Origin of the sequence: Oleiagrimonas citrea (assembly GCF_012395255.1) — a bacterium.
GTDB classification, from domain to species: Bacteria; Pseudomonadota; Gammaproteobacteria; order Xanthomonadales; family Rhodanobacteraceae; genus Oleiagrimonas; species Oleiagrimonas citrea.
The window spans coordinates 277,811-302,228 of the sequence record NZ_JAAZQD010000004.1 but is presented as its reverse complement, the minus strand read 5'-3'; the positions used below and the strand labels follow the sequence as shown (position 1 = coordinate 302,228).

The 24,418-nt window shown below is 66.3% G+C and carries 21 protein-coding genes; 14 read left to right on the top strand and 7 right to left on the bottom strand.

What is annotated here, in order from left to right:
• Positions 1-33 precede the first annotated feature (33 nt).
• The 4 genes from HF690_RS11345 (at position 34) to HF690_RS11330 (ending at position 6,212) form a co-directional block, all read left to right on the top strand.
• Positions 34-2,319 carry a glycoside hydrolase family 65 protein gene (locus HF690_RS11345; RefSeq protein ID WP_168609517.1) on the top strand — a complete coding sequence of 762 codons (2,286 nt, stop codon included), beginning with the start codon at positions 34-36 and terminating at the stop codon, positions 2,317-2,319.
• Between the two features lie 79 nt (positions 2,320-2,398).
• A complete protein-coding gene (locus tag HF690_RS11340) occupies positions 2,399-3,655 on the top strand; it encodes an MFS transporter (RefSeq protein ID WP_168609516.1) in 1,257 nt (418 codons plus the stop codon).
• A gap of 16 nt (positions 3,656-3,671) precedes the next feature.
• Complete coding sequence (locus HF690_RS11335) at positions 3,672-4,733, top strand: alpha/beta hydrolase (protein WP_168609515.1); 1,062 nt, start codon at positions 3,672-3,674, stop codon at positions 4,731-4,733.
• An 87-nt stretch (positions 4,734-4,820) separates the two neighbouring features.
• Positions 4,821-6,212, top strand: coding sequence for a sigma-54-dependent transcriptional regulator (locus tag HF690_RS11330; RefSeq protein WP_113063714.1), 1,392 nt, complete (start codon positions 4,821-4,823; stop codon positions 6,210-6,212).
• Between the two features lie 15 nt (positions 6,213-6,227).
• On the opposite strand, the gene HF690_RS11325 is transcribed toward HF690_RS11330, so the two are convergent.
• The 3 genes from HF690_RS11325 to HF690_RS11315 all read right to left on the bottom strand — a co-directional run bounded on the left by HF690_RS11325 (position 6,228) and on the right by HF690_RS11315 (position 8,813).
• The gene (locus HF690_RS11325; protein ID WP_168609514.1) at positions 6,228-6,638 is read right to left on the bottom strand and encodes a VOC family protein; all 411 of its coding nucleotides are present in this window, start codon (positions 6,636-6,638) and stop codon (positions 6,228-6,230) included.
• Between the two features lie 187 nt (positions 6,639-6,825).
• On the bottom strand, positions 6,826-7,350 hold the full coding sequence (gene ssb / locus HF690_RS11320; protein WP_113063716.1) for a single-stranded DNA-binding protein: 525 nt from the start codon (positions 7,348-7,350) through the stop codon (positions 6,826-6,828).
• A gap of 260 nt (positions 7,351-7,610) precedes the next feature.
• A complete protein-coding gene (locus HF690_RS11315) occupies positions 7,611-8,813 on the bottom strand; it encodes an MFS transporter (protein ID WP_168609513.1) in 1,203 nt (400 codons plus the stop codon).
• A gap of 125 nt (positions 8,814-8,938) precedes the next feature.
• Here HF690_RS11315 and HF690_RS11310 point away from each other — a divergent pair, with 125 nt between their 5' ends.
• Positions 8,939-9,940, top strand: a complete 1,002-nt coding sequence (locus HF690_RS11310) for a polyprenyl synthetase family protein (protein ID WP_113063718.1) — start codon at positions 8,939-8,941, stop codon at positions 9,938-9,940.
• Between the two features lie 42 nt (positions 9,941-9,982).
• Here HF690_RS11310 and HF690_RS11305 read toward each other — a convergent pair whose 3' ends face one another.
• The 4 genes from HF690_RS11305 to ubiH form a co-directional block, all read right to left on the bottom strand.
• Positions 9,983-10,771 (bottom strand): dienelactone hydrolase family protein, encoded by a 789-nt coding sequence (locus HF690_RS11305; RefSeq protein ID WP_425495913.1) that lies wholly within the window; start codon positions 10,769-10,771, stop codon positions 9,983-9,985.
• Positions 10,772-10,864: 93 nt separating this feature from the next.
• Entirely contained in the window at positions 10,865-12,445 is a 1,581-nt protein-coding gene (locus HF690_RS11300) for a tetratricopeptide repeat-containing sulfotransferase family protein (RefSeq protein WP_338042909.1), read from the bottom strand.
• Between the two features lie 117 nt (positions 12,446-12,562).
• Positions 12,563-13,774: an FAD-dependent oxidoreductase gene (locus HF690_RS11295; RefSeq protein ID WP_168609510.1), complete on the bottom strand. Its 1,212-nt coding sequence runs from the start codon at positions 13,772-13,774 to the stop codon at positions 12,563-12,565.
• The gene (gene ubiH, locus HF690_RS11290; protein ID WP_168609509.1) at positions 13,771-14,979 is read right to left on the bottom strand and encodes a 2-octaprenyl-6-methoxyphenyl hydroxylase; all 1,209 of its coding nucleotides are present in this window, start codon (positions 14,977-14,979) and stop codon (positions 13,771-13,773) included. The genes HF690_RS11295 and ubiH overlap by 4 nt, the downstream gene beginning before the upstream one ends.
• A 97-nt stretch (positions 14,980-15,076) precedes the next feature.
• On the opposite strand from ubiH, the gene HF690_RS11285 reads away from it, so the two are divergent.
• From HF690_RS11285 to HF690_RS11245, 9 genes are all read left to right on the top strand, one after another.
• Positions 15,077-15,649 (top strand): DUF6580 family putative transport protein, encoded by a 573-nt coding sequence (locus HF690_RS11285; RefSeq protein ID WP_146742237.1) that lies wholly within the window; start codon positions 15,077-15,079, stop codon positions 15,647-15,649.
• Between the two features lie 10 nt (positions 15,650-15,659).
• On the top strand, positions 15,660-16,226 hold the full coding sequence (locus HF690_RS11280) for a cob(I)yrinic acid a,c-diamide adenosyltransferase (RefSeq protein WP_113063723.1): 567 nt from the start codon (positions 15,660-15,662) through the stop codon (positions 16,224-16,226).
• Positions 16,227-16,233: 7 nt separating this feature from the next.
• Positions 16,234-17,151, top strand: a complete 918-nt coding sequence (locus HF690_RS11275) for a histone deacetylase family protein (protein ID WP_206098362.1) — start codon at positions 16,234-16,236, stop codon at positions 17,149-17,151.
• Positions 17,152-17,302: 151 nt separating this feature from the next.
• The gene (gene lptD / locus HF690_RS11270) at positions 17,303-19,720 is read left to right on the top strand and encodes an LPS assembly protein LptD (RefSeq protein WP_168609508.1); all 2,418 of its coding nucleotides are present in this window, start codon (positions 17,303-17,305) and stop codon (positions 19,718-19,720) included.
• A 135-nt stretch (positions 19,721-19,855) separates the two neighbouring features.
• Positions 19,856-21,205: a peptidylprolyl isomerase gene (locus tag HF690_RS11265; protein ID WP_168609507.1), complete on the top strand. Its 1,350-nt coding sequence runs from the start codon at positions 19,856-19,858 to the stop codon at positions 21,203-21,205.
• Positions 21,205-22,230 carry a 4-hydroxythreonine-4-phosphate dehydrogenase PdxA gene (pdxA, locus tag HF690_RS11260; protein WP_168609506.1) on the top strand — a complete coding sequence of 342 codons (1,026 nt, stop codon included), beginning with the start codon at positions 21,205-21,207 and terminating at the stop codon, positions 22,228-22,230. The genes HF690_RS11265 and pdxA overlap by 1 nt, the downstream gene beginning before the upstream one ends.
• Complete coding sequence (gene rsmA, locus HF690_RS11255) at positions 22,227-23,000, top strand: 16S rRNA (adenine(1518)-N(6)/adenine(1519)-N(6))-dimethyltransferase RsmA (protein WP_113063728.1); 774 nt, start codon at positions 22,227-22,229, stop codon at positions 22,998-23,000. The genes pdxA and rsmA overlap by 4 nt, the downstream gene beginning before the upstream one ends.
• A gap of 50 nt (positions 23,001-23,050) precedes the next feature.
• Positions 23,051-23,434 (top strand): Co2+/Mg2+ efflux protein ApaG, encoded by a 384-nt coding sequence (gene apaG, locus HF690_RS11250; protein ID WP_113063729.1) that lies wholly within the window; start codon positions 23,051-23,053, stop codon positions 23,432-23,434.
• Between the two features lie 27 nt (positions 23,435-23,461).
• Positions 23,462-24,397 carry a symmetrical bis(5'-nucleosyl)-tetraphosphatase gene (locus tag HF690_RS11245; protein ID WP_168609505.1) on the top strand — a complete coding sequence of 312 codons (936 nt, stop codon included), beginning with the start codon at positions 23,462-23,464 and terminating at the stop codon, positions 24,395-24,397.
• Positions 24,398-24,418 lie beyond the last annotated feature (21 nt).

Genomic DNA, 24,418 nt, shown 5'->3' with positions numbered 1-24,418 from the left:
GGACGACGTAGCGCAACCTGCCGGAGTCCACCCATGCGACCACCGTCCTCCGCACGCTTGCTGTCGAGCCTGCTTGCCCTGGCCTGCATGAGCGCGCCAGTCGTGGCCGCGACACCGGACAGCTTTCTCCTGACCGCGACCCAGCGCGATTTCGGCCACTACTTCCCGACCTACCTGGCCAACGGCTACTTCTCCACCATGAGCACGCCGCGCGGCACCGGCCCGGCGCGCGCCTACATGGTCGCGTTCATGGACTACACCAAGGGCGACATCTCGCGCCCGGCTGCCATCCCCGGCTGGAGCGAAGTCGACTACAACCCCGGCGGCGGCTGGCTCAACGCCGTGCGCCTGGACGCCAGGCACTTTGCCGACTACGCACAGACGCTGAACATGCGCGACGGCACCCTGAGCACGCGCTACCGCTTCGACTACGCGCACCGCGCCACAGACGTGCGCGTAACCACCTTTGTCAGTCAGGCCGACAAGCATCTCGCGGCGACGCGCTTCACCCTCACCCCGCACTTCAACGGCACCGTGAAACTGCGCTTCCCGCTACGGCTGTGGTCGCGGCATGCGCCGCGCTTCGCCATCGGCAAACTGGACTACGCGCAACTGACCGACGCCGTGATCGCCAGCGGCCAGAATCTCGGCAACAAGCCGGTACCGACCGCCGATCGCGCGCCGATCTGGTATCCGGGCTACACGCGCATGCTCGATACGCGCGGCAATGCGAAGGCGCGCACCCTGAGCGTCGACGGCCGGGCCGTACGCGGCCTGCGCATGGCGATGGCGGCGGCGCTGGCCCTGCCCGACGGACTGACGGTGCATTCGCTCAAGCTGCACAAGGGGCCGCACCGGCTTTCGCTGGACCTGACCGCCGAGGTCGAGGCCGGTCGTACCTACACTTTCGTCAAGTATGTCGCCGCCTCGCGCCAGGGCTGGGGCGGCAATGCGCAGGCCGACCGGGCGCTGGCGCTGACGGCGCGCCAACGCGGCTTCGGCGCGCTGCTGACCGAACATCGCGCCGCCTGGCATCGCCTGTGGCGCAGCGACATCGTCATCGACGGCGATCCGCGCGCGCAGAAGGCCGTGCATTCGGACCTGTACTACCTGCTGTCCAACACCACCACCGGCACCGCCTGGCCGATGGGCGCCTGTGCGCTGACGCCGAACTACGCCGGCCACGCCTTCTGGGACAGCGACTCCTGGGTGTTCCCGGCGCTGCTGCTGCTGCATCCCGAACGCGCCAAACCCATCGTCATGTTCCGCCACCGCACGCTGCCCCAGGCGCTCGACCGCGCCAAACAATTCGGCGTGAAGGGCGCGATGTATCCGTGGGAAGCCGATCCGCAGACCGGCATCGACAACACACCGCACTTCGCCCACGAGGCCTGGCGCGAAATCCACGTCAACGCCGACGTCGCCATCGCGCAATGGCAGTACTACCTCGCCACCGACGACCGCGCCTGGCTGCGCCGCACCGGCTGGCCGGTGATCCGCGACGTGGCCCGCTTCTGGGCCAGCCGCGTCACCTGGGACAAGGCCGCCAAGCGCTACGAAATCCTGCACGTCACCTCGCCCGACGAGGCCTACGATGACGTGCCCAACGACAGCTTCACCAACGCTGCCGCACGCAAGGCGCTGCGCATCGCCACGCGCGCCGCGGACATCGTCGGCGCGAAAGCCGATCCGCGCTGGGCGACCATCGCCGATGCCCTGTACGTCCCGTTCGATGCGAAGACGAAGCGTCATTACGACTTCGACCCGTCCGCGCCGCACGACAAGATCACCTGGATGGGCTCGTCGCTGGCCTGGCTGATGTATCCGAACCTGGACCTGCCGATGACGCCGACGGTGCGCCGCAACGACCTGGCCTGGCAGCTCGAACAGCTGAAGACCCACGGCGACGATCCCAACGAGATGATGATGGTGATGCTGGCCGTGGCCGAAGCCGAACTCGGCGACGCCCGACGCACCGGCTACTGGATCGACCACAACCTGCACGGCTTCCTGAAACCGCCGTTCAACGTGCGCACCGAGACCCGCGCCAACAACGCCGGCTACATCCTGGCAACCTCGGCCGGCTTCGTGCAGAGCCTGGTGTACGGCCTCAGCGGCCTGCGCCTGGAGCACGGCGGGCTGACCGCGGCGTATCCGCCGGTGCTGCCGCCGTCATGGAAAGCCATGACACTGCGCAACGTGGACTACCGCGGTAGGCGCTACGACATCGTCGTCGACCGCGACTCCTCGGGACACGTCCGCCTGCGCGGCCTGCCGCCGGGCATCGCCCACGCAGCCGCGAAGGCACAACATCCGTGATGTGCGCCGCGCACCGTCCCCCGACATACTGCGCCGGTACGCCGGTGTCCCGCCCTTCCCTTTCCAACCGGTAGCGCCGATGCCCACCACGACCTCGACTTCGTCCCGATACCTCATCTTCCTGTCCATCGGACTGAGCTACATGGTCTACGCCGTGCTGCTCAACAGCGTCGGCACGGTGATCGCGCAGTCCATCGCCAGCTTCGCCATCAGCAAGGAAACCGGCAGCGTGCTGGAGGCGTTCAAGGACCTGTCCATCGCCACGGTGTCCTTCGTCACCGCCTCGTACCTGCCCAAGCTGGGCTATCGGCGCGCGATGATTCTCGGCCATGTGCTGGTCGCCGGCGCCTGCGTGGCGATGGCGATGCATCCGGTGTTCGGCATGACCGAGATCACCTTCGCGATCATCGGCAGCACCTTCGCCCTGATCAAGGTCGCGGTGTATTCGTCCATCGGACTGCTGACGCCCGACCGCCAGCGTCACGCCAGCATGATGAACATCCTCGAAGGCCTGTTCATGGCCGGCATGCTCAGCGGCTACTGGCTGTTCGGCGCCTTCATCGACGACGCCGATCCCGGCAACCTGGTGTGGGTGAACGTGTACTGGGTACTGGCCGCGATCAGCCTCGCGGTGGCGGTGCTGCTGGCATTCTCGCGCATGGACGAATCGGCCGCACACGGCGACGAGGCCGGTCGCCCCGCGGCGTTCATGGACATGCTGCGGCTGCTGGTCAAGCGCATGATCTACACCTTCATCGCGCTGATCTTCCTGTACGAGCTGATCGAACAGGGCGTGGGCACGTGGCTGCCGACCTTCAACCGCGAAATCCTGCAGCTGCCGGCGGCGATGAGCGTGCAGGCGGCCAGCATCTACGCCGGCTCGCTGGCCATCGGCCGCCTCAGCGCCGGCCTGCTGCTGCGACGCATCCACTGGTTCACGCTGATCACGATCTGCCTGGTCGGCATGGCCGCGCTGGTGCTGCTGACCCTGCCGCTGGCCGCACACGTGCCGCACAACCCGGACGTGACCTGGTTCAACGCGCCGCTGGTCACCTACGCCTTTCCGCTGATCGGCCTGCTGATGGCGCCGATCTACCCGGTGGTCAATTCAGTGATGCTCAGCGCCCTGCCCAAGGATCGCCACGCGGCCATGACTGGCCTGATCGTGGTGTTCTCAGCACTGGGCGGCACGCTGGGTTCGTTCATCACCGGCACCGTGTTCCGGCTGTTCAGCGGCCAGGACGCGTTCTATCTGACGCTGGTGCCGATGGTGCTGATCCTGGGCTGCCTGGTCGTGTTCCGCCGCGAGACGCGGCTGGTGCCGGCCCAGCCCTGACAGAGAGACCCTCGCCATGCGCATCCCCCTGTTTCTAGCACTCGCCGCGTGGGCGTTCATAGTCAGCGCCGCGGGCGTCGCCCCATCGACCTCGACCGCGCGTCGGGCGGACGCCGTGCAGCTTTCGGCCAGCACGGTGCCGTATTCCAGTTTCGCTTCGGCGGCCTCGCGCAAGGTGTTCCGACGCATGCTCGAACAGGGACGGCACGCGCCGCCGCTGGACGGACCGATCCAGGCCAATCGCGCCTACTACGCGAAGATCAACCGCGTCCGCGTGCAGGTCATGCGCAAGCGCTGGGCCGTGCACATCGAGCGCACCACGCTGGGAGGCGTGCCGGTGCAGATCGTTACGCCGGCCGCGGGCATCGCCAGGGCGCAGCGCGATCGCGTCCTGGTCAACCTGCACGGCGGCGCGTTTCTGTGGGGCGCGCGATACGGTGGACTGGTCGAGTCGATTCCGCTGGCGGGACTGGGAGGCTACAAGGTCATCAGCGTGGACTACCGGCAGGGGCCGGAACATGTCTTTCCCGCCGCCAGCGAGGATGTCGAGGCGGTCTACCGTGTGCTGCTCAAGCGCTACAAGGCCGCCGACATCGGCCTCTACGGCTGCTCGGCCGGCGGCATCCTCACCGCCGAGGCCACCGCGCGCATCCTCGTGCACAAGTTGCCCGCGCCCGGCGCCATCGGCACCTACTGCAGTTCGCTGACCGACCTCGGCGGCGACTCCGCCTACCTGGCACCGATGCTCACCGGTGGCGGCCCGGTGACCCATCCGCTGAAGCTGCTCGACCTGCCGTACTTCCGCGGCGTGCAGGCCGACGATCCGCTGGCGTTCCCGGCCAACGATCCGAAGCTGGTCGCCCGCTTCCCGCCCACGTTGCTGATCACCGGCACCCGCGACTTCACCATGAGCTCGATGGTCTACAGCGCCAACCTGCTCGAACGCGAAGGCGTGGACGCCGAACTGCACGTCTGGAATGGCATGTGGCACGCCTTCTTCTCCGACCCGGGCATGCCCGAATCGCAGCAGGCCTACGCGGTCATGGTTCGCTTCTTCGACCGCCATCTGGGCCATTGACCGCGGCCGAAACCGGCAACGAAACGTCTTTGCCGCTACTGAATACTGCGGGTATGCTTCTACCCGCCCCTTTCCCACGCAGATGCCATGAGCAAACAGAGCGTCCTGGTCGTCGACGACGAACGCGACATCCGTGAACTGCTGACCATCACCCTCGGACGTATGGACCTCGAGGTCGACGCAGCCAGCAATGTCGCCGAGGCGCGGCAGCTGCTGGGTGAGAACACCTACGATCTGTGCTTCACCGACATGCGCCTGCCGGACGGCTCCGGCCAGGACCTGATCGAGCTGATCGCGGAACAGCATCCGGACATGCCGGTGGCGATGATCACCGCCTACGGCAACGTCGACGCCGCGGTGAATGCGCTCAAGGCCGGCGCCTTCGACTTCGTCTCCAAGCCGGTCGACATCAAGGTACTGCGCAACCTCGTGCAGACCGCGCTGCGTCTGTCCGAGGAACGCCGCAACAGCGAAGAATCGGAGGAGGCGCCGATCGGCAGCCGGCTGATCGGCTCGTCGTCCGCCATGCAGCAGGTGCGCACCACCATCGGCAAACTGGCGCGCAGCCAGGCGCCGGTCTACATCAGCGGCGAGTCCGGCACCGGCAAGGAGCTGGCCGCGCGGCTGATCCACGAGCAGGGTCCGCGCGCCGGCGCGCCGTTCGTGCCGGTCAACTGCGGCGCGATTCCGTCCGAACTGATGGAAAGCGAGTTCTTCGGCCACATGAAGGGCAGCTTCACCGGCGCGCACGCCGACAAGGAAGGCCTGTTCCAGGCCGCGCACGGCGGCACCCTGTTCCTCGACGAGGTCGCCGAACTGCCGCTGCACATGCAGGTCAAGCTGCTTCGCGTCATTCAGGAAAAGGCCGTGCGCCCGATCGGCGGCCGCGGCGAAGTCACGGTCGACGTGCGCATCCTGTCGGCCACGCACAAGAACCTTGCCGAGCTGGTCGAACAGGGCCACTTCCGCCAGGATCTGTTCTACCGCATCAACGTGATCGAGCTGCAAATCCCGCCGCTGCGCGATCGCGGCGACGACGTGCGCGAACTGGCCGACGTGATTCTGGAGCGGCTGTCTCGCGAGAACGGCGAATCGCCCGTATCGCTCAGCGAAGACGCCTTCGCCGCGCTGCACACCTACACCTTCCCCGGCAACGTGCGCGAACTGGAGAACATTCTCGAACGCGCCCTGGCGATGTGCGAAGGCGACACCGTGCAACCGGACGACCTCATGCTGCCCGACCACGCGCCGCGTTCCCTGGGCGCCCCCGGCACATCGGCCACAGCGGCAAGCACCGAAGCCGCACCGCTGCCGCACAACAGCGACCAGCCACTGGACGACTACATCTCCAATCTGGAGCGCGAGGCGATCATGAAGGCGCTGGAAGAGACGCGCTACAACAAGACCGCCGCCGCGCGAAAGCTGGGCATCACCTTCCGCGCGTTGCGCTACAAGCTGAAGAAGCTCGACATCGACTGAGCGTATCAGCCCCGCCTAGGCCGTCACGCCACCGAGCCGCTCGCGGGCCGCGTCCGTGACCGGCGCGAACAGGTTGACCAGGTTTCCATCCGGATCGCGCAGCAGCAGCGAGCGGTTGCCCCACGGTATCGTCTTCGGCCTCTGCACGACCTCGGCCAGGTTGTCGCGTAACCGCTCGTGGACCGCATCGACGTCTTCGACGCGAAACTCGAGGATCGCCGAACGGTTATCGGCCGGACCTGCCGCATCCCCGGCGTCGAACAACGCCAGTGTCCGCGCGCTACCGATGGCCAGCGTGCAGGACGGCATCTTCAGCTCCGCGAAGTCCTCGGTGTACCACGTGGGCGAGCAGCCGGTGACGTGGGCATAGAAATTCACCAGACGCTTGATGTCGTCGGTGATCAGGCGGATCGATACAAAATCCATGACGGTCTCCTTCGTGGGTGCCTCGCGACATAGCGCGGCACGAGAAGGAGAAGCTAGTCGCCTCCCACTGACAGCGTGGTGTCAGCAGGATGTCCGCCAAGCACACGTCGAACAGCGCGCAGGCACGAAAAAGCCCGCGGTGAAGCGGGCTTTTCGGTCGAAACAGGTACGAAAGACGCGTGGGGGATCAGAACGGTACGTCGTCGTCGACGAAATCGCCGCCACCGCCCTGCGGCGGCGCACTACCGCCACCACCACCACCGCCGCCATACTGCTGCGGCGCCGGACGACCGCCACCTGACTGCTGCGGAGGACGATTGCGGTAACCACCGCCACCGCCGCCGCCACCACCGCTGCCGCCACCCATGTCGCTGCCGCCGCCGAGCATCTGCATCTCGTTGGCGATGATCTCGGTCGAATAACGCTCGATGCCGTCCTTGCCGGTGTACTTGTCGGTGCGCAGCGAGCCTTCGATGTAGACCTGGCGGCCCTTGCGCAGGTACTCGCCGGCGATCTCGGCAAGGCGGCCGAACATCTTCACGCGATGCCACTCGGTGCGTTCCTGCTTCTGGCCGGACTGCTTGTCGGTCCACTGCTCACTGGTGGCCACGCTCAGCGAGGTAATCGGCGTGCCGCTGGCGGTATAGCGCGTCTCCGGGTCCGCACCGAGATTGCCGACCACGATGACCTTGTTGACTCCTCTGCTCGCCATATTCTTTCGCCTTTTATCTGGATATTTCGTGTCGTTGGGCAGGCCCCTCGACCGGATCGTGCGTTCCGGCACCCGGCAGCCCGCCTGGGCCGGACCATAGTAGCGGGCCACGGCCGGACTTGGATACCAGATGGTACTGCATGCGCGCCACCCGGGACCGCGGCGCCCTGCCCGACGCGGCGTAGGGGCTTCCCGCATGCCCGGGAAAGGGATGTCCCGCCATCGGCGGGCAGGCCGAGAGAGAGAGCGGGATGGAGCCGTCAGGCCGGCTGGGGCCCGACGGTGACGTCGAAGTCGACCTTGCGCATACCCCACAGCACCAGCGCCGCCCAGGGCAGCGCCAGCACCGCCGCGATCAGGAACACGCTGGCGTAGCTCCACTGACCCATGCCGATACCACCAAGCAGACCGCCGACAAAGGCCCCCAGGAACTGGCATGTCGCATACGCGCCGAGGGCCGCGCCGCGCATGTGCTGCGGGGCCAGACGCGAGACCAGACTGGGCAGCGTCGCCTCCAGCAGGTTGAAGCAGCTGAAGAACACGCCTGCACCAATCCACAGCCACGCATGACTCTCGCCCGCTGCGGCAAAACCACACAATGCCAGCGCCAGGCCCAGCGCACACACCAGTACCAGCTTCAGACTGCCGGACACCGTACGCACGCGGCGCAGCACGCCGCCCATGACCACGATCGAGAACAGCATCACCGGCAGATACAGCTCCCACTGGTGCTGCAACGGCAGGCCGGTCTCGTGCAGCATCACCAGCGGCAGCACCACGAAGCTGGCCGTGAGCATGGTGTGCATCACGAACACCGAGGCATTGAGTACCAGCAGCCGCGGCTTGACCAGCATGTGCAGCACGTCGCCGAAGCCGGCCGCGGCCGGTGCGCGATGCAGTTGCGGCTTGGGCACCAGGACCCACAACAGGATCAGCGCGCCCAGCGCCAGCGCGGCGGTCGTGCCGAACAGGCCTTCCAGCCCGCCCGCGGCCGCCAGCGGCGCGCTGAGAATAATCGCCAGAATGAACGCCATGCCGACGCTGATGCCGATGATCGCCATCACCTTGCTGCGGTTCTCCGGCTCGGAGAGATCCGCCGCCAGCGCCTGACTGGCGCCGGACACCGCGCCGATGCCCTGCATCGCGCGTCCGATGATGATGCCGACGATGCCGTGCGCGAACGCTGCAATCAGGCTACCGGCGACGAACACCAGCAGGCCCATGGTGATCGTCGCACGACGGCCCACACGGTCGGAAAGCATGCCCATCGGCACCTGCAGTAAGGCCTGGCCGAAACCGTAGATGCCCATGGCCAGACCGACCAGGAACGCCGTCGCGCCCGGAAGGTGTCGCGCGTAGGCGCTGAACACCGGCATGATGAGGAACAGGCCGAACATGCGCAGTCCGACCACACTGGCCAACGCCGAAGCGCTGCGGATTTCCTGCCTGCTGAGCTTGCTCACGGAATGACCATCCTCACGTCGAGTAAACGCCCATTATAGGCGCCGATCCGTATCCCTCGCCCCGACACGGCGTCGCACCTCTATAATTGGCCGCTCCACTTCCGTTTTCCGAGGCCGCAGCACCCATGTCCGTACCCGCCGACGCCCGCTCGCGCTCTGTCGATTTCACCTCCGTGCGCGACCTGGCCGCTCCCGACATGGCTGCCGTCGACGCACTGATCCGCGACCGTCTCAGCTCGGACGTGGTGCTGATCAACCAGGTCGCCGAGCACATCATCGGCGGCGGTGGCAAGCGCCTGCGCCCGATGCTGCATACGCTGGCCGCGCGCGCAGGCGGCTATGACGGCGAGGAGCACATCAAGCTGGCCGCGGTGATCGAGTTCATCCACACCTCGACCCTGCTGCACGACGACGTGGTCGACGAATCGGATCTGCGCCGTGGACGCAGCACCGCCAACGCGGTCTGGGGCAACGCCGCCAGCGTGCTGGTCGGCGACTTCCTGTATTCGCGCTCGTTCCAGCTGATGGTGGAACTGGACCGGCTGTCGATCCTGCGCATTCTCGCCGACACCACCAACACCATCGCCGCTGGCGAAGTCATGCAGTTGCTCAACATCGGTAACGCCGACGTCTCCGAGGACGACTACCTGCAAGTCATCGAGCGCAAGACCGCGGTGCTGTTCGCCGCCGCCACCGAACTCGGCGGCGTGCTGTCCGACCTCTCCGAGACACAGTGCGCAGCGCTGCGCCGCTACGGCATGGAACTGGGCTACGCCTTCCAGATCGCCGACGACCTGCTCGACTACGTGTCGGACGCCGACACCATCGGCAAGAACATCGGCGACGATCTGGCCGAAGGCAAGCCGACGCTGCCGCTGATCTACGCGCTGCAGAGCGCGCCGCCGGCGCAGGCCGATGCCCTGCGCGAGGCCATTCGGCACGGCGGCCTGGATTCGCTGGATCACATCATCGCCGCCATCCGTGAATCGGGCGCCCTGGAGCGTACCCGCGAACGGGCCCAGCAGCATGCCGCCGCCGCGCGTCAGGCACTGGACACATTGCCCGAAAATGCTCATCGCGACGCCCTGCTTACGCTGGCCGACTACGCGGTCGAGCGCACGTTCTGAACCCTGCATGCGGTCGGCCCACGTGCCGATCAAGCCCCATGGTCAGCGCCCGTCCGCGCCGGCGAAGGCATCATCCAGCCAGTGCGCCATGAGGCGATAACTGCGCCGTGCCGCACGTGCGTCGTAGCGGCAGCCCGGCGCGTGCTCGTCCGTCTCGGTGAAGCAGTGCACGGCATGGCCGAGCACCACGAACTGCCAGTCGGCGGGACTGCCGCGCATTTCGTCCATGAACGCGTCGGCTTCGCCCATGGTGCCCTTGTCGTCGGCCCCGTTCATGACCAGCACATGCGCCCGGATGTTCTTGGCGAGGGTCGGATCGCCGGTGGAAAGCCCGCCGTGGAAGGACACGACCGCGGCGATATCGGCACCGCTGCGCGCCAGATCGAGCACGGCCGAACCGCCGAAACAGAACCCGATCGCGGCCAGACGCTTGCGATCGATGGGCGCCGACGATGCCTGCGCACGCAGCACCTGCAGAGCCTTGCTCACGCGTTTACGCATTTCCGCGCGGTCGCCGTAGAGCGGCCGCACGGCGGATCGCGCCTGCGCGGTATCGGCCGGGCGCCGCCCCTTGCCGTACATGTCGCCGACCAGAATCACGTAATCGCGACCGGCGATGCGCTTGGCCTTGGCCAGGGCTCCGCTCGTGACGCCATACCAGTTGGGAATCATCAGCAGACCCGGCCGCCTGCTCGTGGAAGCATCGTCGTAGACCAGTGCGCCCTGGTAGGTCCTGCCCTCCAGCTGCCACTGCACGTCGCGCACCCGCATCTTCGCGTCTGCCACCCCACTGAAGGCGCAGAACACGCATGCCACCAGGAACCCCGCCATCGCCGTTTTCATAGCGCTCTCCCCGACTCGCCCCTGCGAGCCGGAGTGTAGCGCCGCGATCGCACGGAATGCGCGTACCGGAACGACCTGCGGTCAGAGCAGGTCGGCGATGGCGTCGTGCAACGACTGCATCGGTTCGGCGTACCGCTTCCATTGCCCGATGCCACGGGTATGAATCGGTTCGCGCACCTGGGCGCTGCTCGGCGTGGCCACCGGCGCTTCGTTGCGCTCCGGATGCAGACAGGCGGACTCGACGTCCAGGCCGCAATGCGCCAGAACCTCACGCATCGTCGCTTCCGGATCGCCGACCAGCGAGGCATACGGAACGTCCATCATCGCGCCGGGCAGCGCGGCATGCCAGTGATCGCGAAGCCGCGCATAGCAGCGGTATGAGTGCGCCAACGCCTCCAGATCGTAGCTGTAGGACGAGACATTGCCGAACAGCGCCTTGTAATTCGAGAAGCACACATCCATCGGGTCGCGCGACATGTGAAGAATCGGCGCATGCGGCAGCGCCCGGCGAATGAACGCAACCATGCGCATGTTCGCCGGCAGCTTATCGATGTAGAACCGGCTCTCGCCCGCTCGCCACTGGGTCTGCTGCAGGTATCGGGCGCCCACCTCGCGAAAGTCAATCTCGCCGCAGCGCTCGATGATCCGACGCATGCTCTGAGTCGTCGCCGGACGTTCATCGGCCACCCAGTGCAGCTGGCGCCAGAATTCGACCAACTCACCGGCCGTCGAGACCTGCGAATGGCTGGACAGCATCCGGTCCAGAAGCGTCGTGCCCGAGCGCGGCATGCCAACGATGAAGATCGGCACGGGCCCCTCGAAATCCGCTTTGCCCGGGGCCGAGGCAGCGACGACTTCGGGCGTATCGATGAAGGCGTCGATCAACGCCTGCTCGTCCTCGCGGTCATACGGATTGAGCTCGTGCATCAGGGCATTGCAACGCGCCAACGCCGGCCATGCTTCCTCGGTGCGACCGAGATCATCGAGCACCTTGAAGCGCGCGTATTCGAATTCGGCGCGGACGAATTTCGTCGAATCGCTCGACTCCCTCTCGGACAGATGGCGCAACTGCGCCTCGATGTGCGAAAGGTGGTTGTGCTCCGGTGTCTGCTTGCGCAGATTGACCCGCACCGTCATCGCATCGCCGTAGTGCGGCCAGCGTTCCAGACACCGGTCCAGCACCGCGATGGCTTCGTCGATATCGCCGGAGAACTGCAGCAGCATGGCGTGCATGTGGTGATCGTCCGGGTCATCCGCGCCCTGCTCGATCGCCCGCTCTATGAGCGCGCGCGCCGCATGGATTTCACCCAGCGTGAAGCGATGGTGCGCCTGCGCGACCAGCAACGAAGCCGGCGGATCGGGCGCTTGTGCGAGAAAATCCAGACAGTTGCGGGCCGCCACGACTTCGCCGCGCGCGATCAGGTGATGAATCAGATGCAGCAGCAGCGGAGCATTCTTCGGCAGATGCTCGACAGCCTGCAGCAATGGCGCACTCGACGCGCGCATGTGCCCCAACTTAAACAGGACGTCCGCCAATTCGAGGCAGGCAGGGACATCTTCCGGGTTACGCCGGATCAGCGACTCGAGCGTATCCTTCGCCGCGTCGAGTTGATTGGAACGAATCTGCTGCGCGGCACGGCTGCGCAGATCATCGGCTTGCACGGTGGAGTTCGTAGCGTTCATTCCCCAAGCATACTTGTCGGGGACCCGCCTGCACACATGCACATGCGGGACGCTGCAGAAGCATCCGCTGGGACCGGAAAACGCCAGGGGACGGAATCAGATCCCGGCAGCATGTCCCGCGAACAGACGACGGCTCCAGCCCCCTCGCGCCACGCCGCGCATCCCCAGGCCGCGCAGGGTCACCAGCACAGGATGACGCCAGCCGAACACACGCTCGATCATGTCGAACGCATGCGCATCCATGCCGTCCGCGCTCCGGCGACGACGCGCGTAACGGCGCAGGACAGCATCCGCACCGAGATCACGGTCCGCCCGGCGCGCGTCGCGCAGCGTATCGCGCAACTCGGCCACATCGCGCAGCCCCAGGTTCACGCCCTGACCAGCCAACGGATGCACCGCGTGCGCGGCGTCACCGAGCAGCACCAGACGCTCGGCCTGATAGCACTCGGCCAGTTGCAGACGCAGCGGAAATCCGGCGCGAGCACTGGTTTCCACGATCGGACCAAGGCGGAAATCGGTCGCCACGCCCACCGCATGGCAGAACGCGGCGTCATCGAGCGCGAGCACCTCGCGGGCGCGGGCCTCGGGCAGCGTCCAGACCATGGAACAACGGCCGTCGGCCAGCGGCAGCAGGGCGATCGGCCCCTCCTGCAGAAACCGTTGCCAGGCCGTCGATGCATGCGCACGCTCCGTGCGCACATGTGCCACCACGCCGCGCTGCGCATAATCGCGGCCGCGGGTGCCGATGCCAGCCTGCTGCCGCAGGGGTGAACCCGCGCCGTCCGCGGCGACCAGCAGACTCGCATCCAGCGTCCGGTCGTCGTCGAGGCGGATTCGCACACCGTCCGCACGGGCTTCATGGTCGACGACGCGCGACGGACAATGACGACGCACGCCAGCCGCATCAAGTGCGCGCCAGAGCACATGCTGGACCAGTCGATTCTCGACGATCCAGCCCAGATCCCGGCGTTGCAGCTCGGCAGCGTCGAAATCCAGCGATGCGCCGTTCTCGGCATCCCAGACATGCATGTGGCGATAGCCGCAGGCGCGCGCGGCGAGAATGTCCTCCCACGCGCCCAGTTCGTCCAGCAATTGCGCGGACGAAGGCGCCAGCGCCACGACGCGCAGGTCGACCTCATCCTCGGCACGCCAGGGCGTGGGTTCACGCGCCTCGACCAGCGCCACCTCGAATCCTTCGACGGCCAGTGCCAGCGCCGTGGCCGCACCGGCCATACCACCACCGGCCACGACCACATCCACCGCATTCTCACGACGGCGACGCCGTGCCCGCGATTCCGGAAGACTCATGGCGCACGCTCCAGCACCGCACGCGGCGGCTGTCCTCGAAACCCCATGCCGTGACGCTGCAAGGCATCGCGCAACGGCGGCAAGAACGCGCCCGAGAGCAGACCCAGCGAACGCAGGGGCGCCAGCAAGGGCTGCTGCAGGCAGGCCAGACGCACCAGGCCATGGCTCATGGCCATCACGCCCTCGCGGTCCGGCGCGCGGCGCGCGGCGTAGGCGCACAGCAGATCGGCATCTCCCGGATCGGAGGCGTCGATCACGCATTCGGCCAGAGTCAGCGCATCGCGCAGTCCCAGATTGAAGCCCTGCGCGCCGATCGGATGCACAGTCTGCGCGGCGTTGCCGACCAGCACCGCGCGCGGGCCGACGATGCGCCGCGCGGCGACGCGCCGGATCGGATGGGCGAATCGCATGCCCGGCTGACGCAACCGGCCCACGCGCCAGCCGAAACGCTGCTGCGCGAAATCCACATAGGCCTCGTCGTCCATCGCCGCGATGCGCTCGGCCTCGTCCGCCGATACCGTCAGCACCAGACCAGCACGATCCTGCTTCAACGGCAGCAGCGCCACCGGACCGTCATCACTGAAACGCTCGTAGGCGCGCCCCTGTAGCGGGCGCTGCGGCGTGACCGTGCAGACGAACAGTGTCTGTTCGTAATCATGTGTGTCCGTATCGATGCCCAATGCTTCCCGCACCATCGACCCGGTGCCGTCCGCGCCCACCAGCAGGCGGGCATGCAGCGTGCGCTCGCCTTCGGCATCCTCGATCCGGACCAGCCAGCCTTCGTCATCGGCCTGCAGCGAACGCACAGTGGCGGGTGTCAGACGGCGCAGGCCGCTGCACGCATCCAGCCGCTGCTGCAGCGCATGACCGAGTTCGCGCGCCGGCATGGTCCAGCCGAGCGCATCGACGCCGGCCGATGCGGCGTCCAGACGCGCACTGCCGAATTCACCGGCGCGGCTCACGTGGATCTGGCGGATCGGCGTGGCGCTGGCCTCGGCGTGCGTCCACACGCCCAGCTCACGCAGTCCGTTCCGCGTCGCGCGCGCCAGGGCGAGGTTGCGCTCGCTGTAGCGCGGCGGCGCCTCGCGGCGCGGCGCGGCGGACTCGACCAGGGTGGCCGCGAGACCGGCTGCGTCCAGTGCAATGGCCAGGCTGGCGCCCACCAGGCCGCCGCCGATGACCAGAATGTCGGTACGTTCAGTCATGCCGCGTAGGATACTCGCTGCGAGGTCAAGTCTGTCGAAATCCGACAGATGCAGTATCCTTGCGTGGATATTCACCGCCTACTTCATGGTGCCCTTGATGCAGCCCAACACGCCTCGCCTGATCACGCCACGCAGTCTGGTGCTCAGCGGCATGATCGTTTTCGCCGTCGCCGTGCGCCTGCTGGCCTACTTCCAGCCCGATGCGCTGCCGCTGAACTTCTCGCCGGTCATGGCGATCGCGATCTTCGGCGGCGCGCTGTTCACGGACCGCCGCCTGGCGCTGCTGGTGCCGCTGCTGGCGATGTTCGCCTCCGACCTGGTGATCGGCCTGCACGCGCTGATTCCGGTGGTCTACGGATGCATGGCGCTGGGCGTGCTGCTGGGTTCGGGTCTGCTGCGCCGCAAGCGCAGCGCGCTGCGCGTGATCGCCGCCTCGGTCGGTGGCGCCACAGGTTTCTACCTCATCACCAATTTCTTCGTCTGGCTGACCTCGGGCATGTACGCCATGAGCGCAGCCGGCCTGGGCGCCTGCTATCTGGCCGGCCTGCCGTTCTACCAGTACGGCTCCCTGCCCGGCACCCTGCTGTGGAGCGGCGTGCTGTTCGGCGGTTTCGCCCTGCTTTCGCATCGCTACAAGGCGCTGAACGCGTTGCCGCAGCCGGCCCGCTGAGTCCGACGCCGTGGGCAAGCGCCTGTCGAAAATCTACACCCGCACGGGCGACGACGGCAGCACCGGCCTCGGCGACGGTTCGCGCATCGCCAAGGATGCGCCGCGCGTCGTCGCGTACGGCAGCACCGATGAACTCAACGCCACGGTCGGCATGGTGCTGGCCTGCGAGCACGTGCCCGATCCCGTACGCGAGGTGCTGACCCAGGTGCAGCACGACCTGTTCGACCTTGGTGGCGAGCTGTGCATTCCCGGCATGGCGATGATCCACGATGGGGACATCGAACGCCTCGAACAGCAACTGGACGGTTTCAACACCGACCTGCCCGCGCTGAAGGAATTCATCCTGCCCGGCGGCGGCATGGCGGCCGCGCAGTGCCATCTCGCGCGCACTGTCTGCCGGCGCGCCGAACGCGAAGTGGTGACGCTGTCACGCGACGAGGAAGTCCGCCCACAAGCCGTGCGTTATCTAAACCGCCTTTCCGACCTGCTGTTCGTGATCGCCCGCGTGCTGGCTCGCGCCAGCGGGCATGGCGAAGTGCTCTGGCAGCACGAGCGGCGCAAGAAACCGGCTTCCTGAAGCCTTGATCCGGCTCTACACCCACCCGGCGTGCCTGCTGCACGATCCCGGCCCGGATCATCCCGAATCGCCGGCCCGCCTGCGCGCCGTGCTCGATGCGCTCGATCACGACCATTTCGCCGCGCTGGACCGTGTCGAAGCGCCGCGCGCCAGTCGAAAACAGCTGCTGCGTGTGCACACGCCCGAGCATCTGGCCCGCGTGCTCGAAGCGCGCCCCGATGAACATCGCCTGCGCCTGGACGAGGACACGGTGATGTCGGCGGACTCGGCCGAAGCCGCGCTGCGCGCCGCCGGCGCGGTGATCGCTGCCGTCGACGCCGTCATGTCAGGAGCCTGCGAGCGCGCCTTCTGCGCCGTGCGACCTCCCGGCCACCATGCTACCGCCGAGACGCCGATGGGTTTCTGCCTGTTCAACAGCGTCGCAGTGGCAGCGGCGCACGCCCTGTCCGAGCATCGCCTGAAACGCATCGCCATCGTCGATTTCGACGTGCATCACGGCAACGGCACGCAGGACATCTTTGCGCGCGAGCCGAAGGTGCTGTACGTCTCCAGCCACCAGGCCCCGCTGTACCCGGACACCGGCGAGGCGACCGAGACTGGCGTCGGCAATCTCGTCAACGCACCGCTTCCGCCAGGCACGCGATCACAGGAATTCCGCCAGATCTGGGACGGCCTTCTGCTCCCGCGCCTGCACGATTTCCGTCCGCAACTGGTGCTGGTCTCCGCGGGCTTCGACGCACACCGGCGGGACCCGTTGGCCGAACTGCAACTGGAAGCCGAGGATTTCGCCTGGCTGACCAGCCGACTCATGCAGCTCGCGGACGCACATGCCGGCGGACGCCTGGTGTCCAGCCTGGAAGGTGGCTACGACCTCAGCGCTCTCGCCGCCTCCAGCGCCGCACACGTTCAAGAACTCATGAGCTGATCCCGACGCCTCGAAACCGCGCTTCCTTCGCACGCGCTGCCGTCCGAACGCGGTTTCTGCTAGCGTACGTCCGTTAAGTTGCCGTACGACCGGCGCCGTGCGCCGCTGCGGTCGTGGCCTGAACCGATATCAACACTGAGGAGACCGGGCCTTGTCGACCCGCCTGCCCGCCCCGCCCCGCAGACGCCTGCTCGCCCTGGCCATTGCTCTAGCTGCCAGTAGCGCCGCGCACGCCCAGGATGCGCCCGAGGCCCCAGCAACCGCGCCTGTGCCGCCCGTGATGCGCGGCCAGAAATCGCCGCCGCCCTGTCCGTTGGGATCGCTGTTCTGCCCGCCGCGCCCAGTCAGCTATGCGCTGTGCCGTCCCAACGCGCTGCTGAACTTCTACCAGCCGGGGCTGCCGCAGGACACCACCGGTCGCGAGCAGGCCGAGACAGATATACGCGCCGCGCACGTGGACAGCTCGAACCGCTCTGTCTACCGGCTGGACGGACAGGTGCGCCTGCAGCGCTACGACCAGCTGCTGCGCGCCGATCATGTCGACTACAACGACACCACCACGGCCTACAATGCCCAAGGCAACGTGCGCTACCAGGACAGCACCATGCTGCTGTCGGCGCACCGCATCCAGGGCACGACGATGCCGGACCGCAGCACCGCCGACAGTGTCCAGTACCAGCTGCTGGAGTCGCACGGCAACGGCGCCGCCGACACGGCATGGCTGTTCGACCCGCAGCACAGCAAGCTGAAACAGGCCACCTACTCCACCTGCGACCCAGGTGATCGCGTGTGGGAATTCCGCGCCAAGCAGATCGACCTGAACAAGCAGACCGGGGTCGGCGTGGCGCATCACGCCACGCTGCGTTATCACCATGTGCCGATCCTGTATCTGCCGTACATGAGCTTCCCGATCGACAATCGGCGCAAGAGCGGTTTTCTGTACCCGACCTTCGGCAACAGCTCCAACGCCGGCTTCATGTACAGCCAGCCGTACTACCTGAACCTGGCGCCGAACTACGACGCCACGCTGACGCCGAAAATCTACAGCGATCGTGGCGTGATGCTCGGCTCGCAATTCCGCTACCTGACCGATCTCGGCCGCGGCGTCCTGAATGTCGATTACCTGCCCAACGACAAGAACGCCGGCAGCGACCACAACGACAAGGTGCGTTCTGATCTCTCCGACGGTGCGGATCGCTACTTCATCGATTTCCATCACCGCACCAACCTCGGCAAGAACTGGAATTTCTCCACGGTCTACAAGCACGCATCGGACCGGTACTACTTCCAGGACTTCAGTTCCGACCTCGTCCGCGCCTCCACCACGGAACTCGCCTCCAATGCATACTTGCTCGGCCACGGCGACTGGTGGAACGCAGCCATTGGCGTCGACCGCTATGAAAGCGTCGACCCGCAGCTCACCGAACGAAACCTGCAGTACAGACGCTGGCCGCGCGGCGTGTTCAGAATGGATGTTCCGCTCTCGCGCAACCTCGACTTCGGTCTCAGGAGTGAGGCTGTCGCCTTCCGCCGCATACGCTCGCTCGAAGGCAACCGACTGGACCTGCAGCCCTACCTCTCCTGGTCGCTGGGCGGCGCCGCATGGTTCGTGAAGCCGCGCATCGCCTACCGCTACACGCGCTACGACCTGATTGGCGACTTCAACCAGTACACCACGTACACCTACCCGAACCGGACCCCATCGCGCTCGCTGCCGATCTACAGCGTCGACAGCGGTCTCTACTTCGAGCGCAACACGAGCCTGTTCGGCCATGAATACACCCAGACACTGGAACCGCGCCTTTACTATCTGTACGTGCCATACCGCAACCAGAACGATCTGCCACGCTTTGACACGCGCCTGATGAATTTCGACTTCTGGCAGCTGTTCACGACCAATCGCTTCTCCGGCGCCGATCGGCAAATGGATGCGAACAATCTGACCGCGGCCGTCACCTCCCGCCTGCTGGACGAAAACGGCGACGAGCGTGCCTCGATCAGCTTCGGACAGATCCGATACCTGCAGCCTCAACGGGTGCAGCTGACGCCGAACACGCCAGCGACCGATTACAGCGGTTCGGCCTACGTCAGTCAGCTGTCGCTGAAGCTCTCAGATGACTGGCGCCTCAACAGCAGCTACCAATGGAGTCCGAACACCCGCCACAACCAGGTTGCTACGCTCGGCGTGCAGCGTCGCGTGGGCGCGGACGGCGTATTCAACTTCGCCTACCGCTATCGCAACCGGTTCCTGGAACAGTTCGACACTTCTGTGGTCTACCCCGTATCGGCCCGTTGGCGTCTGCTGGGTCGCTGGAATGTTTCCCTGCGTGATTCGGTCAGCACCAACCCGCAATGGCACCGCGGCCACCCCAAGACCCTCGAAGCCGTCGCCGGCGTCGAGTACGACAGCTGCTGCGTCGCCATCCGGCTGGTCGGGCACCATTACGTGCGCGACAACCTTGGAAACACCAACAACGCCATCATGCTGGAGATTGAGTTCAAGGGCCTGGGCAGCACCACACCACAGACCGAGAGCTTCCTGCACCGTGCTATTCTTGGCTATCAGTAAGCGGTCGCGCCTGGAGGCCTCGGCGCCCCCGCGAACCGCCACCCACGCAGCATTCAGAACGGGCCCGACGCGCGACCGCCCGACTCAAACCGGCACCCGCGGGGTGCCCCACGGACCCATCAGGGCACGATTCCGATGAAGCAGATTGTCACGTCCCTCCTGATTCTTCTGGCACTGGCCGCCGCGCCGCTGCATGCGCAACTGCTGCCTCAGGCGCAGAGCAAGCAGCCGCAGATGATCGACCGCATCGTCGCCGTCGTGAACGACGGCGTCATTCTGCAGAGCGATCTGGACCAGGCCATGCAGACGGTGATGCAGCAGTATGCCGGTCATTCCGAGCAGCTCCCGCCGCACCAGATCCTCGAGCGCCAGGTCCTGCAGCGCCTCATCCTCATGAAGCTGCAGGTGCAGAAAGCCGCCGAACAGGGCGTGCGTGTGTCCAACCAGGACATCAACCAGGCTACCGAGAATGTCGCCAAGCAGAACAACATGACCGTCGATCAGCTGCGCAGCGCCATCACGCAGCAGGGCGGCAGCTTCGCCCAGTTCCAGCAGCAACTGGCCGAGCAGGTCATGGTCCAGCATCTGCGCGACTCGGTCATCCGCAACAACGTGTCGATCACGGATGCCGAGATCGACAACATGCTGAAGAACCCCGCCTATTCGGGCGGTGAGGTGCACCTGGCGCACATCCGCGTCAGCATGCCGTCCGGCGGCTCAGCCAGCGATCTGCAGGCCGCACAGAACAAGGCCGAAGCAGCCGTCAAGGCCATCCACGGCGGCATGGACTTCAATTCCGCCGCGATCCGCTATTCCGATGCCGACGATGCCCTCAAGGGCGGCGACCTCGGCTGGCGCAGCCTCGACGAAATCCCGCCGGCCTTCGTCGACATCGTGACGAAGATGAAGCCCGGCCAGGTCACCCCGCCGCTGCGCGGCCCGAACGGCTTCCAGATTCTCAAGCTGATCGGACGCCGTGCACCGCAGGCCAAGGTCGTGACCGAGTATCACGCGCGCCAGATCCTCATCAAGCCGACCGAGCTGGTGACCGAGGCGCAGGTCAAGAAGAAGATCAACGACCTCTATCGCCGCATTGTCGACAAGCACGAGGACTTCGCCAAGCTGGCCAAGGAAAACTCGGACGATGACACCACCGCCAACGCCGGCGGCGACATGGACTGGTTCCCCGCCAATGCGTGGGGCGCCTCGATTCAGCAGAAGCTGGATTCGCTGCAGGACGGCCAGGTGTCCAAGCCCTTCGAAGTGCAGAAGGGCGTCTGGGACATTGTGCAGCGCCTCGGCGTGCGCGAGAAGGACCGCACCGACGAGGAGCGCCGCAACCAGGCCCGCCAGGCCATCGGCAACCGCAAGGCGCAGGAAGCCTATGAGAATTTCCTCCGGCAACTGCGTTCGACCGGCTACGTGAACATCCGCGTGCCGTCGCTACGGGAACCGAAAGACAACGGCACCGGTAGCAGCACCTGATGCACGCCGCCGCGGCCTTTCTGCCGCGGCTCGCCGTCACCGCCGGCGAGCCGGCCGGCATCGGACCCGAGCTGGTCGCGCGACTGGCTATGCGGCCCCTGCCCGCCGACCTGATCGCCATCGGTGACGCCGATCAGCTGCGTCGCGCCGCGGCGCATTGCGGCCTGACCCTGCAGATCACGGACGACGACGGACAGCGCATCGCCGAACGGCAGCCCGGACAGATCCGCGTCGCGCATCATCCGCTGCGCACGCCCGAGCAACCCGGCCAGCCGGATCCTCGCAACGCCTTCCAGGTGCTGAACACGCTCAGCCATGCCGCCGACGGCTGCATGAGCGGCGAATTCGATGCCGTGGTCACGGCGCCGGTGCAGAAATCGATCATCAACGACGCCGGCGAACCATTCAGCGGGCACACCGAATTCTTCGCCCGCCGCGCCAATGCCTCCGTGGTCATGATGCTGGCCAGCGAAGGGGGCGCAGAACGCCCCCCTCTGCGCGTGGCGCTGGCCACGACGCACCTGCCGCTACGCGCCGTGCCGGACGCGCTCGACGTCGACATGCTCTGCGCCAAGCTGCGCATCGTCCATGACGCGCTGCAACGGCAATTCGGTATCGCCGAGCCACGCATCGGCGTGCTCGGCCTGAACCCGCACGCCGGAGAAGGCGGCCATATGGGGCGCGAGGAAATCGACATCATCGAACCCTCGATGCAGATCCTGCGCGAACAGGGCCTGCACCTGCTCGGCCCCTTGCCAGCCGATACGGCCTTCGTGCCCGCCATGCGACCGCGCATGGACGCCGTACTGGCCATGTATCACGATCAGGCCCTGCCGGTGCTCAAGAGCGAGGCGTTCGACAGCACCGTCAACCTGACACTGGGTCTGCCCTTCGTGCGCACCTCGGTCGATCACGGCACCGCGCTGGAGCTCGCCGGAAGCGGACAAGCCGATCCCTCCAGCCTGATCGCAGCGGCCCGACTGGCGTTGCGACTGATTCCGCATGCACGGTCACCGCAGACATGAGCCGCGCCAAGAAGCACTTCGGTCAGCACTTTCTGCACGAACACGGCTATCTGGACCGCATCGTCGCTGCCATCGCACCGCAACCCGGGGATCGTCTGGTCGAAATCGGCCCCGGCGAGGGCGCGATGACGTTCCCGCTTCTGAAACGGGCGGGCCGCATGACTGCGATCGAGCTCGACACCGACCTGATCCCGCGCCTGCGCGAACGCGCAGCGGACATCGGCGAACTGGAGATCATCCAGGCCGATGTGCTCAGCGTGGATTTCACCGCCTTGGCCGAAGGGCATCCGCTGCGCATCGTGGGCAACCTGCCCTACTACATTTCCAGCCCGATCCTATTCCACTGCCTGAAGCACGTCGATGCCATCACCGACATGCACTTCATGCTGCAGAAGGAAGTCGTGGACCGCATGGCCGCCGCACCGGGAAGCAAGATCTACGGACGCCTCAGCGTCATGCTTCAGCTGGTCTGCGAGGTCACCGCGCTGTTCACGGTTCCACCCGGAGCGTTCCGGCCGCCTCCGAAGGTCGATTCCGCGGTAGTGCGGCTGCGCCCGCGTCCACTCGCACAGCGTCCCGATGTCGACGCGAATCGGCTCTACGCCGTGGTCCGGGCAGCCTTCGCGCAGCGCCGCAAGACCCTCGGCAACGCGCTCAAGGGGCTGCTCGACGCACCGAGCATCGCTGCCTGCGGCATCGATCCGAAGGCGCGTGCCGAAACCCTCGCGCCCGCCGATTTTGTTCTGCTGACCCGCGCATTGACCGCTTGATCACACTCGCGGGCTTGCCCCGCGCACAGCCAGTGCCGGACAATCGTCCCATGAATTCAACCAGCCCGTACGCCCTCGCCGTCCAGATTCAGACCCGATTCGATGCCGATAAATCGCGTCCCGAGGATGACCACTACGTTTTCGTCTACACCGTCACGCTGCACAATGCCGGCGAAATCCCCGTACAACTACTGAAAAGGCACTGGTTGATCACCGACGCCAACGGCGGCACCGAAGAAGTGCGCGGCGAAGGCGTGGTCGGCGAACAGCCATGGATGCGTCCCGGCGACGATTTCGAGTACACCTCGGGAGCGGTGCTGAAGACCGACGTCGGCACGATGCGCGGCAGCTATCAGCTGGTCGCGGACGATGGAACGCATTTCGAGGCCGATATTCCGCAGTTCACGCTCTCGATTCCGCGCACACTGCACTGACAATCCCGACATGGAGCGAGACGCCTGATGGCCGTCTATGCAATCGGCGATGTGCAGGGATGCTACCCGGAACTGCAACGCCTTCTGGACAAATTGTCCTTCGACCCGGCCGCCGACCGCCTCTGGTTCTGCGGCGATCTGATCAACCGCGGCGGCCAATCGCTGGACGTTCTGCGATTTCTGCATGGTCTGCGTGACCACATCGTGATCACGCTCGGCAATCACGACCTCAGCCTGCTCGCCATCGCCCAGCGCAAACGCGACGCACAGCGCCGAGTGAATCCCGAACTGCGCGAGATCCTGTTCGCCGACGACGCTCCCGTGCTGCTTGAATGGCTGCGCCAGCAACCGCTGCTGCACAGCGACAAGGACCTGGGCTGGACCATGGTGCATGCCGGCCTGGCGCCCCGCTGGAGCCTGCGCCAGGCCAAGCGCGCCGCCCACGAGGTCGAACGCGAGCTGCGCGGCGACAAGCACCCGCGACTGCTGGCGAAGATGTTCGGCAACACGCCGGCATCATGGTCCCCCAAGCTGCGCAGCGAGGAACGCATGCGCGCCGCCATCAACGTGTTCACGCGCATGCGCTACTGCGATGTGCGCGGCCGCATCGACTTCAACGCCAAGGACATTCCCGGCACACAGAAACCCGGACTGTATCCCTGGTTCGAAGTCCCCGGCATGCGCCGGCGCGATACGCGCATCGTCTGCGGGCACTGGTCGGCACTTGGCCTCTTCGCCGGACTCGGTGTGTACGCCATCGACACCGGATGCGTGTGGGGCGGCAAGCTGACGGCCCTTCGTCTCGACTGCGAAGAGCCTCAGATCATCAGCGTGCCGGCCGAGGCGAGCCGATCCCGCCCCGTTGTCCGCGATGAGCGAAACGGCAAGAACAAGGACCCCAAACGCGAAAAGGGCAAGAAACCCGATAAAGCCGAGAAGCCCGAAAAACGCGACCAGCACTGACGGAGGTCGGACCTGCTCCAT

What these genes read in the sequence shown, in the direction of transcription:
- HF690_RS11345 (WP_168609517.1), top strand. Translation starts at nt 34, where the DNA reads ATGCGACCACCGTCCTCCGCACGCTTGCTGTCGAGCCTGCTTGCCCTG.
- HF690_RS11340 (WP_168609516.1), top strand. Translation starts at nt 2,399, where the DNA reads ATGCCCACCACGACCTCGACTTCGTCCCGATACCTCATCTTCCTGTCC.
- HF690_RS11335 (WP_168609515.1), top strand. Translation starts at nt 3,672, where the DNA reads ATGCGCATCCCCCTGTTTCTAGCACTCGCCGCGTGGGCGTTCATAGTC.
- HF690_RS11330 (WP_113063714.1), top strand. Translation starts at nt 4,821, where the DNA reads ATGAGCAAACAGAGCGTCCTGGTCGTCGACGACGAACGCGACATCCGT.
- HF690_RS11325 (WP_168609514.1), bottom strand. Translation starts at nt 6,638, where the DNA reads ATGGATTTTGTATCGATCCGCCTGATCACCGACGACATCAAGCGTCTG.
- ssb (WP_113063716.1), bottom strand. Translation starts at nt 7,350, where the DNA reads ATGGCGAGCAGAGGAGTCAACAAGGTCATCGTGGTCGGCAATCTCGGT.
- HF690_RS11310 (WP_113063718.1), top strand. Translation starts at nt 8,939, where the DNA reads ATGTCCGTACCCGCCGACGCCCGCTCGCGCTCTGTCGATTTCACCTCC.
- HF690_RS11305 (WP_425495913.1), bottom strand. Translation starts at nt 10,771, where the DNA reads ATGGCGGGGTTCCTGGTGGCATGCGTGTTCTGCGCCTTCAGTGGGGTG.
- HF690_RS11295 (WP_168609510.1), bottom strand. Translation starts at nt 13,774, where the DNA reads ATGAGTCTTCCGGAATCGCGGGCACGGCGTCGCCGTCGTGAGAATGCG.
- ubiH (WP_168609509.1), bottom strand. Translation starts at nt 14,979, where the DNA reads ATGACTGAACGTACCGACATTCTGGTCATCGGCGGCGGCCTGGTGGGC.
- HF690_RS11285 (WP_146742237.1), top strand. Translation starts at nt 15,077, where the DNA reads ATGCAGCCCAACACGCCTCGCCTGATCACGCCACGCAGTCTGGTGCTC.
- HF690_RS11265 (WP_168609507.1), top strand. Translation starts at nt 19,856, where the DNA reads ATGAAGCAGATTGTCACGTCCCTCCTGATTCTTCTGGCACTGGCCGCC.
- pdxA (WP_168609506.1), top strand. Translation starts at nt 21,205, where the DNA reads ATGCACGCCGCCGCGGCCTTTCTGCCGCGGCTCGCCGTCACCGCCGGC.
- rsmA (WP_113063728.1), top strand. Translation starts at nt 22,227, where the DNA reads ATGAGCCGCGCCAAGAAGCACTTCGGTCAGCACTTTCTGCACGAACAC.
- apaG (WP_113063729.1), top strand. Translation starts at nt 23,051, where the DNA reads ATGAATTCAACCAGCCCGTACGCCCTCGCCGTCCAGATTCAGACCCGA.
- HF690_RS11245 (WP_168609505.1), top strand. Translation starts at nt 23,462, where the DNA reads ATGGCCGTCTATGCAATCGGCGATGTGCAGGGATGCTACCCGGAACTG.